Annotated in this window: 9 protein-coding genes; 2 read left to right on the plus strand and 7 right to left on the minus strand. The window is 51.0% G+C overall.

Translation table 11 applies throughout. The features are described from left to right. Positions 1-52: 52 nt before the first annotated feature. Positions 53-580, minus strand: coding sequence for a GNAT family N-acetyltransferase (locus IDZ20_RS13850; RefSeq protein ID WP_188152029.1), 528 nt, complete (start codon positions 578-580; stop codon positions 53-55). Positions 581-603: 23 nt separating this feature from the next. Then, on the minus strand, positions 604-1,302 hold the full coding sequence (locus tag IDZ20_RS13855) for a phospholipase D-like domain-containing protein (protein ID WP_188152030.1): 699 nt from the start codon (positions 1,300-1,302) through the stop codon (positions 604-606). A 445-nt stretch (positions 1,303-1,747) separates the two neighbouring features. Here IDZ20_RS13855 and IDZ20_RS13860 point away from each other — a divergent pair, with 445 nt between their 5' ends. Then, the gene (locus IDZ20_RS13860) at positions 1,748-5,194 is read left to right on the plus strand and encodes a ligand-binding sensor domain-containing diguanylate cyclase (RefSeq protein WP_188152031.1); all 3,447 of its coding nucleotides are present in this window, start codon (positions 1,748-1,750) and stop codon (positions 5,192-5,194) included. Positions 5,195-5,288: 94 nt separating this feature from the next. Here IDZ20_RS13860 and IDZ20_RS13865 read toward each other — a convergent pair whose 3' ends face one another. The 4 genes from IDZ20_RS13865 to IDZ20_RS13880 form a co-directional block, all read right to left on the minus strand. After that, entirely contained in the window at positions 5,289-7,415 is a 2,127-nt protein-coding gene (locus IDZ20_RS13865) for a beta-propeller domain-containing protein (protein WP_188152032.1), read from the minus strand. Between the two features lie 185 nt (positions 7,416-7,600). Next, on the minus strand, positions 7,601-8,446 hold the full coding sequence (znuB, locus tag IDZ20_RS13870) for a zinc ABC transporter permease subunit ZnuB (protein ID WP_245792336.1): 846 nt from the start codon (positions 8,444-8,446) through the stop codon (positions 7,601-7,603). Continuing rightward, entirely contained in the window at positions 8,439-9,215 is a 777-nt protein-coding gene (gene znuC / locus IDZ20_RS13875; protein ID WP_188152033.1) for a zinc ABC transporter ATP-binding protein ZnuC, read from the minus strand. The genes znuB and znuC overlap by 8 nt, the downstream gene beginning before the upstream one ends. Further along, the gene (locus IDZ20_RS13880; RefSeq protein WP_188152103.1) at positions 9,215-9,715 is read right to left on the minus strand and encodes a Fur family transcriptional regulator; all 501 of its coding nucleotides are present in this window, start codon (positions 9,713-9,715) and stop codon (positions 9,215-9,217) included. Before IDZ20_RS13880 ends, znuC begins: the two co-directional genes overlap by 1 nt. 294 nt (positions 9,716-10,009) lie before the next feature. Between IDZ20_RS13880 and IDZ20_RS13885 the strand changes: the two genes are divergently transcribed. Then, the gene (locus tag IDZ20_RS13885; protein WP_188152034.1) at positions 10,010-10,963 is read left to right on the plus strand and encodes a metal ABC transporter solute-binding protein, Zn/Mn family; all 954 of its coding nucleotides are present in this window, start codon (positions 10,010-10,012) and stop codon (positions 10,961-10,963) included. Between the two features lie 213 nt (positions 10,964-11,176). Here the strand turns inward: IDZ20_RS13885 and IDZ20_RS13890 are convergent, their stop codons facing one another. After that, the gene (locus IDZ20_RS13890) at positions 11,177-11,485 is read right to left on the minus strand and encodes a histidine kinase (RefSeq protein ID WP_188152035.1); all 309 of its coding nucleotides are present in this window, start codon (positions 11,483-11,485) and stop codon (positions 11,177-11,179) included. Between the last annotated feature and the right edge of the window lie 120 nt (positions 11,486-11,605).

Genomic DNA, 11,605 nt, shown 5'->3' on the forward strand with positions numbered 1-11,605 from the left:
GCCGAGTCGCGGTTGTGACGCTAGCTTTAGCTGAGCGCGCTGTTGGCCAAGTTTAAAGTGGTTTTTGCCAGAACAGCGCCTTACCTGTGGTGGCGTCTAGCTGGTATCCCTCAAAGCCCGCCTGTATATAAGCTGCTTGGGCAATGTTATTCCCCTCTAACACTTCTAGAGTGAGCTTACAGCAGCCCAACTCGCGCGCTAAGGTTTCCACTTCGGCGAGCAACTGTTTACCTATGCCAAGGCGACGCGCGCTGGCGATGACAGCGAGGTCGTGAATATTAAGCAACGGCGCCGCCTTAAAGGTAGAAAAACCCAAAATACAATTCATCAGGCCTACCGGCTCATCGCCGCGGTAGGCTAAAAAGCTATACGCACCCCCGAAATCAGCCAATGCCTGACCCAGTTTCGCCTTTACATCACTCGGCAAGACCGCGCCCCCGCCCATAATGTCGCAGGCATAATCGTCCAGCATCGCCACGAGATCTTCTCGATGCGCCTGATTATTGTAATCCACGCGAACAATCGTAATCTCTGGCAGTTGCGGTGTTTTACTCGGGCTGGATTTGCTGGCGGCGGTCATTATATTTAAGTTCCTATAGTTAGCTAGCTGTATTGCTGCCAAAGTGTCTCGAACATCGTTGAAAATGCAGCTAAAGCCTTCGGATGGGAGCTGATCATTATATTTTCTTGGTTGCGGTCGGTGGCGCTGCGGGTCCAATTAAAACTGCCGTTAATCAATTGCTTTGCATCGATCAGGGCAAACTTGTGATGCATATGGCTTGGGCTCGAATCCATGCACACTGGAACACCCTGCTCAGCCAACCAATCCACATCTGAGCCAGTGTCTTCAGATTTGTCATTGTCGGTGATTATTCTTACTTTTACGCCACGCTGATGAGCCTTGACGATGGCTTTAGAGATACGATCGTCGGAAATAGTAAACACACAAATGTCGATAGTTGCTCGCGCCGCCAACACAGCATCCAAAATAGCGCGCCGGCATGACTCACCGGGACTGAAATATACGCGCGGATCCGTGCAATCAATCGAGCCATTGAGTGCCTTTTGAGTTTGTTCCAGCCAGCGCAATAAGCTAAAGCTTAGCTCTATTGGTGTTGCCGATCCGGTCCCGCGCAGCTCTGCGCGAATCAAATCGAAGGCGCGATTATTCATAAAGCGACGCTGCTCGGCGTTTAGGTCGATTGTTAAGGCCTTGAACTGGGTCTTTTCCTCTCGCGACAGCTTATGGTCTGCGAGGCTCTCCCTCAACATTTGTTCTAGTTCTGGTAATTCGTGCGGCATGGCTAATCCTTGTCTGTTTGTCTATCAGGGCTTGTACTTAGCTACATTAGGTATTAGATTTCCGACCGCGGACGCCCCAGCCCGTTCAGTCCGTAACAAACATGGCAGGTTATTATGAATAACCCGTCGATAATAGGCATGAAACCCATTAGCCTTCGGAAACGGTTGGCTTTGACCTAGGAAAGCCCATTTATCCTGCCTTGCCCATCTGGCGTAGCCTAGTGCCGCGATTGCTCTATTAGATCCCACTTCAACTCAATCTTTTGGTTTATCATTGCAAATGTCACAAATAGCTTCTTTAATTAATCTTACCGACTGTACTTATTTGGTGCACCTCCAGCCTCCAATACAGTCCTAGTCAGATGCTGTTTAGGTCTGCGATAAAAGGACTCTCCGCACGACCAACGATTTGTTGAGATATTTTGTTAACGTTAAGGATGAACAGTTGCTACATTCGGTAGATGTATTTAACACTCGCGACAATTCGCGCCTGTTAAAGCTTAGTTGGCTAGGGGCGCTGTTAGCGCTGGTATTCTTTATTCCCACATTTGTAGGCGCTGCGGATGCGCGCAGCCACTTCCCACCACAAGTAAAATTCAAAGCGCTCCCCTTCCCCGACCTCGAGAAGCTCGGTTACATCAATGACATTGCCCAAGATAAAGACGGCTATATTTGGTTCGGCGCCATCAAGGGCTTGGCCCGCTACGATGGCTACCAGATTAAAACCTTCCTCCACGACCCCAAAAACCCCGTTGGTATTAGCCATAACTGGGTTAAATCGTTATTGGTATCGTCCAAAGGCGAGCTCTGGGCCACGACCCATGAAGGTCTCTGCCGATATGTACCGAATGCAGAGAACTTTGACTGCGTAACCTTTGAAGCTGAGGACGGCGGCGCTTATCGCCTTGGGGCGTTCTACTCTTTGATGGAAGACTCTAAGGGGCGCTTCTGGACCAGCACTTCGAAGGGTTTACAAATACTCGACCCCGCTACCGGTAGGCTAATTCCCGGGCCAAAGGCACTAACCAATACCATGCCGCCACTCTCCGGCTCCGAGGACAACACAGTATTTGCTGCCGCAGAAGACGCCAGCGGCAACCTCTGGTTCGGCCTAGATGCAAGCGGTCTGGTACGTTTTCATCCGGACAGCCTCGACATCACCCATTTTCGCGCCAACCCAGATGTAGCTGACGCCTTGCCCTCGAATAAGATACGTGATCTATTCCTAGACAGTAAAAACCAGCTTTGGGTGGCCACCATGGGTGGCGGCCTCAGCCTGTTTGAAGAAGATACGCTCAGCTTTAAACATATCACCCACAGCAGCGACGAAAAGGCCGATACGGTCTGGTCGGTAACCGAAGATAATAATGGGCTGCTGTGGATTGGTGACGGTAACGGTGTCCACCTCTACGACTCCGCCAGCGGTGAGTCTGATCGGTACTCTTATGCTGAGGGTAAAACCGGCGGACCGGCTAATTTTGTGGTTCGTAAAATCTTTATCGACCGCACCGATGGTATATGGACGGGCTACTTCCCCAGCGGAATTGACGTTATCGATTTACAAGCGTCGCAATTTCGCAACTTTAGCCATAACCCAAATGATCCGCAAACGCTAGCCGATGGCGGCGTGCTCGCAACCTTGGCCGATGCCAATGGCGATATCTGGGTCGGCTGTGGTTTCGGTCTTAGCTTATTGCATCGCGACACAGGGTTGTTCGAGCGTTTTGTAAACATAAAGGACGACCCAAACAGTATTAGCGGTAGCACCGTATTGGATATCGCCGCTGACAACGACGGCTCACTCTGGGTAGGCGCATGGGACAGAGGCCTTAACCGCCTGCTACCCGATCGCAGTAAATTCATACGCTATCAGCACGACCCCAACGAGCCCCGCTCACTTCTGGGTCGTGAACCTTGGAGTGTTATGATCGATAAACGCGGCGACCTCTGGGTTGGCACGGAACGCGGTGTTAATCGATTTAACCCTAACACCAATGATTTCGATCATATCCTGCCGTTTGACCGCAACGGCGTTAAGCTCAACGGGCTCTACACACGGCATATTATTGAAGATTCTAAAGGCCGTATTTGGGTTGGATCGTTTAATGGCTTGTACCAAATCGACCCAGCCACCGACAGCTACGTTCGCCACTACTTTAATGACGCCAGCAAGCCAAGCTCGCTGGCGTCCAACCAGATCCTCGCATTGTTCGAGGATTCTTCCGGCTTTATTTGGATTGGAACCAACGGCAACGGCCTCGATCGCTTCGACCCTGGCTCAGAATATTTCAAACATTACGGTGCCGAACAAGGCCTGACAGATTTGGCCATAACCGGGATGATTGAAGACACCGATGGCAACCTCTGGGTTTCTACCTATCAAGGCTTGGCGCGACTCGACCACCAACGCGGTCAATTTGAAATGTTTGACGAACGCGATGGCCCCCTCGGAAACCTCTATAACCGCCGTTCGCCGTCACTATTACCATCAGGGGAGCTGGTGTTCGGCAGTACTCGCGGTTTAACCATCTTTGACCCGCGCAAGCTGCGCTCTAATCAACACCCACCCCATGTGGTGTTTACCCAACTCTCGATCTTTAATAAGCTCGTATCACCCAGCGAAGACGGGCCGCTTACCGCGTCTATCAACCATACTGACGTTCTGTCCCTAAACCATACCGATTCTGTTTTTTCGCTGGAGTACGCCGGTTTAGACTACCGCTCACCAGAAGAGAATCGCTACGCGTATAGATTGCTTGGCTTCGAGTCTGAATGGAATTATGTTGGCAATAGGCGCAGTGCAACCTATACCAACCTAGATCCCGGCGATTACACGTTTCAGGTTAAAGCGGCGAACGACAGCGGCGTTTGGAACGAAAATATTCGCGAACTTAAAATTATCGTGCGCCCACCTTTTTGGGCAACGCCTCTCGCCTACTTCTTCTATGTGCTGACCGCGTGCTTACTGGTGTTACGTATGGCCCAAGTACAGCGCAATAAACTCTATTACGAGCGCGATAAGCTCGCCCAAGAACGCGCTATTGTTAAGCAACTAAAAGACATTCACCAAATGAAAGACGAGCTAAACCGCGAACTCGACCGCAAAGTCGCCGAGCGCACCGAAGCCCTGCACCAAGAGCAACAGCGCCTACTCGCCGCTCAGCAAGAATTGCAAACGCTCAACCATAAACTTGAAGACGTAAGCCTTACCGACCCGCTAACCGGGCTGCGCAATCGACGCTTTCTCTATCAGTCGATCGAAGATGATGTGGCCATGATTAATCGCCAATACCTGCAACAGCCAACGGCATGGCAATCCAGCGCCGCATCGCAAAATATGAATGACCTTACCTTTATTGTTGTCGACGTTGACCATTTCAAACAGGTAAATGACCGTTACAGCCACAAGATCGGTGATGTTGTGCTGGTGCAATTTAGTGAGATTCTCAAACGCGTACTGCGTGAGTCCGACTACGTGATTCGCTGGGGGGGGGAAGAGTTTGTGATTGTGGTGCGCCACCTGCCACGCAGCAAAGTAACTACGGTTGTCGAGCGTTTACTCAAATCGGTGGAAAACTATAACTTTGATTGCGGCGGCGATTTGCGTGTTCACCAAACCTGCTCTATTGGTGTTGCAGCCTATCCCTTTGTTCCAAGTAAGCCGCACGGCGTTAGCTGGGAGCAGGTCATTAATATCGCCGATCACGCGCTTTACTCCGCCAAGGCGTCCGGGCGTAATTGCTGGGTGTGGTTACACGCCAACGAAACATTGCTAAAGCCGGAAATTGTATGCCATGCGCTCGAGACTGCAGAACTTGCCACGCTTGTCCGTAGCGGCGAATTAGAACCGCAAAGCTCTATAGCGGTTAACAAACTCGTTTGGCCAAACTAAGCCAGAGTAAAACCCAGCCCCCTAAAATAAAGGCGCTGGGTTAACAGCTTCAAAATAGCCCTACATTAATTAATTGCCGCTCGTGACTGGCCCCCTACTGAGGGCCAGTTGCAGTTTCTGGCGTCTGCCAAAGGCTCGACCACACTTCTGGGCCGTGGATATAAAACAATGCCTCATCGTGTATTACGCTGCGATCATAGCCATAGAAGCTTGGGTGCTGCTTGGTTGAATTAGACTCTGCGGTAACGCTACCAACATGGGTTAATTCGGCATCATTTCCAGCTAAGCCATTGATCTCAAACAGCTCTAATCCGGTTTTCAACCATTCATAATACCAATCAGTTTGGCTGTCTTGGCTATGCAACGTCATCGGAACGGCTATCCGTAATTGATCATCACCGCTAGCGAGAAAGGTCAGCGCGCGATGATCATACTGAGCCTCGCTGTAACTGTGGCGCCCACCAAAAGTCAGCTCGTTTACCACAGCTGGCTCAGCTGGGTTGCCAACATCGAACAAGCTAACCTTTAGACCACTGGCACGTCCGGCTTCATCGGCATCCTGACCAAAGCCAAACATATAATTGTCACCTATAGGGTGCAGGTAGGTTGAAAATCCGGGCAGCTCCAATGCACCTGCGATACGCGGGTCTGCTGGGTCAGCTAGATCCAACACATACAGGGGATCTGTGCGCTGAAAAGTTACGATATAGCCGCGATCACCTTGAAAACGTACCGAATAGATATCCTCTCCCGGCTTACCGATTGGGTCTGGGCGCGCGTCACTCGGCAATTGCCCAACAACATCTAGCTGGCCGCTGGCATCACTATCACGCAATACAAACAACCGGTGTTCCGGTTGCCATTGATCATCTACAGCACTGGTGACAATTCGTAGATCATCTTGATATTCATCCATACGGAAACTCGGCGCGGACCACCCCAAGCTCCCAGGTACACTTCCGGTAGCTTGATAGTCAGCACTGCCATCGGTCAGTGATATTTTGTGTAGTACCGTATAGCTATCACCCCAGTGCCGCTCGCCGTAACGCGTGCCGCCGAGGTAGAGGTTTTCCAGCGAGCTGTAAAGACCATACACCTGAGTGTTAAGACACAGTGTATCGACCACTTGCTGAGCCGCCAAATCCACCACTGTTACCGTATGGAGCTGCATGTAACCTTCCGCTTCTGTGTTATCCGCACTGATCAAACAGCCCTCTGGCGGCACTAATGACTGCGGCTCACCATCGTTAATTCGATAATTTGGCGTCAGCTCTGCAATCGTCATAGCGGCGACCTCGGCTTCCTTTTCAAGCTTTTGCTTTGCGGCGGCTGCGGCCAAGCTTGGGAAAGGCAGGTGCGGATAGTAGTTCGAAATTAAATAAAGTGTATTGCCAATTTTTCGGCTGCCAAGCAGGTTGCCATCGACCACAAGCTGCCAGGCTTTGTTCGGGTTCGCCGGATCTGTGACATCATAAATACTGACTTCAACACCGCGCTCCATGGCCACTGGGCCATTCCATATCGCAGTAGACGCTTGCGCGGCTTCATCACCCATCTCGGAGTTCACGCTAGGCATATCGAAGTACATTAACTCCACGGCTGAGCGAACCGTTGCTAACCCCGAGGCGGCTTCGGCTTGCTCGGACTGTACTAAATACATCTCGGAAAGGCCGCCCCACCCTTGTTGTACCACTGGGATAGTGGCAACCTCGGTCGCTGTCGCTGCAATTGGGTCAGTCGCTAAAATACGGATTTCCGCTTCGCTCTGCCAGTAGTCGCCACGCGACTGAGGCCATGTCGACACAAATAAATGCTTGCCGTCATATTTGATATGGTCGGCCTCATCAACACCGTTTACCTGAACGTTGGTAGTCGAGTAATTTGAGGTCGCATCACTGGCGGTTGCCGGCTGAGCATTTTCAACGCCTGAGGATTCAAGCATCACACCGTCATCGACGCCTCGGCCGAGCCCATACAGAAAAGCAGCACCATGCCAGGACTGACGCAATGATAGGCGTATGCCATTCTTCAAAAGCGTTTCTAACTCCGCCTCGGTGGCGTATTTTAACGGGCTGTCACTAAGATCAGCCGGTGTGAGCTTGTTGTAACGTGCCTCCAAATCGGTTGCATTAAGGTCGGTTCGGTCAGTGGTTGTATCATCTGACGAACCACCGCACGCAACTAACAGACACGACATCGCCGCGAAAGCCATATATTTCATAGTTCTTCCTTAACATGCTTGAGCAAAGAGATATTCTGAAATAAAGCGACATCAGCAAATGGCTGCCAATGCGCTGTGGATGCTCGCTATCCTAGGACGCTCATAGGTGAAAATCTGTGAGCTAAGTGTTCGCTTATGTTAAAAATTGTGAATTTGTTACCAGGCTTCGATATTTCGCCGCAGCATCAAACCCCGCCGTGCCGCTTGGCTCCAATCATTATGCTCGCAACAAAACAGGCCGTTGCCATAATCACAATCGAGGGGCCTGCTGGGGTGTCGTATATAAGTGACATTAACAAGCCCAAGGTGACCGCAATTGCGCCAATAATAGAGGCTACAAATGCCATTGCTTCCGGCGATACCGTTACCCGCCGCGCCGCCGCTGCGGGAATGATTAACAGCGCAGTAATCAACAACACCCCGACCACTTTCATCGCCAGCGCGATAGTGGCGGCCATAAGAATCATCAGTAGCAACCGCAACCGCTCTACCGGCAAGCCTTCTACACGCGCAAGATCAGCGTCTACCGACAACATCAGTAGCGGGCGCCAATAACGTAACAATAGGAGTAAACAGAGGCTGCAGCTGATCGCCATAATGATTAGATCCTGCCAACCAACGGCCAGTAGATCGCCAAATAGAAAGCCAAATAAATTAACTCGGCTCCCCGCCATTAAACTCACCGCAACTAGCCCCAAGGCCAGTGAGCTGTGCGATATTATGCCCAGCAAACTATCAGTAGCGATCTGGGTTTGGCGCTGCATCAACCACAGCAGCACACTGACAACAATACCTGCAGCGACCATAGCAAGGCTGAGATTAAGATTCAGCATTACACCAAAAGCCACACCTAAAAGTGCCGAATGAGCAAGAGTATCGCCGAAATAGGCCATTCGTCGCCAAACCACAAACGACCCAAGCGGCCCTGCCACAGTCGCGATGCACAGCCCTGCTAACAGCGGCAATAACAACAATTCCGAGGTCAACATCGGCAACCATTCAAGTAAGCTAAGCGCTTGATTATTATTCATGTCGACACCCTTGATGATCGCCTGTGTGGTGGTGATTCTCGCTATCGACTACATCACCATGTAAATCGTGATCATGGTCGTGATGATGAGTATATACAGCGATGTCGTCGGCCACTTGGCGTCCGAACAAGCGTAAATATTCCGGGTGACGGCTAACACTTTCTGGTTTGCCGTGACAGCACACGTGTTGATTTAGGCAAATTACCGAGTCGGTTTGCGCCATCACTAAATGGAGGTCGTGGGATACCATGACAATTGCGCAGCCGAGCTCTTCTCGTAGGCTTGCGATTAACCGGTAAAGCTGGGCTTGGCCGGTCACATCAACACCCTGCAAAGGTTCGTCTAGCACCAATAGATTTGGCTTGCGCAAAATTGCCCGCGCGAGCAACACGCGCTGAGTTTCGCCGCCCGATAGATTGTGCATTTGGCTGTTGCGTAAATGGCCGAGATTCAGGCGTTCAAATACCGCCTCGCGATTGCGGCGCTGGGGGTCGGCAAGGCTCAGAAAGCGGCTGACCTTCATTGGCATGGTTGCATCCATTCGTAACTGCTGCGGCATATAGCCTACTCGTAAATTAGGTTGCCGCAGCACCTGTCCCGAGGTGGGTGCAAGCAGGCCGGTAATGACTTTCACCAAGGTGCTCTTACCTGCCCCGTTTGGGCCAATAATGGTGGCTATCTCACCGGCTTGAATATCGACATTGATCGACTGAAGTATGTCGCGATTGCCAAATGTCACCGCAACATTTTGTAAGCTAACGAGGTTCATTAAAGGAGTTCCTCCTGGCTAGCACCGCTCTTCTGTTTGGCGCGACAAGCCGCACATCGACCGATAATCTCCATAAACTGATCTTCCACTTCAAAACGTTGCTGGGATGCACTGAGATTTATCGCCTGCTGGATGGGCTTGCTAGCCACCTCCTCGGTGAAGCCGCACTCGCGGCAAATAAACAGCGCATCGCCGTGCGGTTGTCGCGGTCGCGTACAACCAATAAACGCGTTGAGCGAGTGCACTTTATGAATGAGTTTCTGTTCGATTAGAAAATCCAGTGCACGATATACGGTAGGCGGAGCCACGCGTTTTCGATCCGACGCCTGCTCGAGCATCTCCATTAGCCTATAAGCACCCAATGGTGCATGACTCTGCCAGATTAACTCCAGAACTTTACGGCGCAGTTCCGTCAATCTCACGTCGGCGTTAGCACAAAGAAGATCAGCTTCCTTTAACGCGCGCTCTATGCAAGCGGTGTGGTCATGTGCACTGGCCATCGGTGACACCGACTCAGCCCTGCCGACCGATACCGAGCGTGAAAAGCGCGGGTTATTAGCCGAATCAGATTCATTCATTTTCGAAATCCATAGAAATGCCTGTATAACGCGCGCTTAGTGCAGCTCAGCGGCATAGCCGAGAAAAACACTAGCCTATATTCCGGGATGGTTATGTTATCATATAACACTTTAAGGCGGCATCTTCGTGGTTTTTAGCGGGTATGCGCACGAACGATCCCCCCTTTACCGAATTTGACTAATGTTGCGGCCTCGCCGTTGGACCCTTTCCCAGCTATGTTTAACACGCTTCAATTTATCCGGGTGATTACCCGCATCAACTCTCTTAAATCACTAGCTCTGGGTTTATTGATCACCAGCAGCGGGGTGGTTTTTAGCTTTGCGGCCAACGCTGACAGCTCACAACCCGAGCGGGTGCTAACCTCAATACGCCCACTTACACTCCTGCTTCAAGACCTAGTAACGCAAGCGCAATTAAACGATCAGTTTCAAATCCACACACTTTTGCAATCCAGCCAATCACCCCATCACTTTAGCTTGCGGCTTAGCGACAAACGACAACTGCAAGATGCTGACCTGGTGGTTTGGGTAGGAGAATCTCTCGAACACTTTCTGAGTGCGAGCTTAGAACAACGCGACAGTAAAAATACACTCGAACTTAGCGCGCTCGAAACCGTGATATGGCCGCCGAGCAAAAACGATACTGCTCACAACCACTCCGCGCATAACGATGATCATCACAACCATAACGGCCACGACCCCCACCTTTGGCTCAACCCCGCTAATGCGGGCATTATTGCCAGTGCCTTTACCCGTCGCTACGCCATTCAGTATCCACAGCTTGTGGCAGCGAATAAGTTACTGCAGAAGCAACTTACGGAGCTAACGCTGCAACTGCGGAAGCTGATGCCTGCTCGCAACGCTAACCCCCTTGTGTTCCACGACAGTCTTGGTCACTTCACCAGCGCTATGATGATTACCCCATTCCCCGCACTTACTGAAGTACCCGAACAGCAAATTGGCCTGCGTCATTTGTTAGAGCTAAACAATGGCAAACCGTTTAGCTGCCTACTCGCAGACAGCAGCGAAATCGCACAAGCAAAGGGTTACGCAAAACGACTGAAACTACCGCTGGTAAGTTTTGACTTATTAGCTGGAAATATGGAAATAGCGACTTATCGCGACTATTTAGCGTCAATTGCTGCTGATATCGAGAAATGTGGTGCTTGATGCGCCGGGCTTAAATCGATTCGTTACGTCCAGCATTTGATGATCTTTGTTGGTATGGTTTTAATCTCACCAACAGCGCTCCTGCGCATCCATGCGCCCGCGCTGTACCGTGCATCCTGCACATAAAAAAGCCCCGGGGCTTTCGCCGCGGGGCAAGTAGGTTGAGGCTATCAAACCTAAGAGAGAGGGGTGTGTATCCTTACACGGGTGCCACTAAAAACGCAGGGATTCCAACGTGCGCTGTTCAATCAAATCATCAAGCGTACTGCTAACTTGAGTGTTAATTTGGGATAGATGCTTGTTCAATTTGGCCATATCGCGTCGACCAATTGTTCGGTTGGGTACGACTTGGAACTCGTCCTGACGTGTCTCCCAGCTACCGCTAGCACCTATCTCCGCCAACGCTACATCGATACTTGATGTAGTGCTGTCAATTCGGGGATCGAAGGCACCAACCTCGCCAGACTCCACATTGCCGACCACGAGCGCCAGCAAGAATATGCCGAAAGCTAATGTTTTCATTGCAATGACTCCTAAATGGGATGGTTGATACCGAATGTCAGAACCATTCTGACCTTCGTGCAGGGCGTTTGTTACCCCACGAAACGAATTGTAACCACAGGTAACACTTTACGCAAACTT

Source organism: Teredinibacter waterburyi, from assembly GCF_001922985.1.
In the GTDB taxonomy this organism is placed as follows: Bacteria; Pseudomonadota; Gammaproteobacteria; order Pseudomonadales; family Cellvibrionaceae; genus Teredinibacter; species Teredinibacter waterburyi.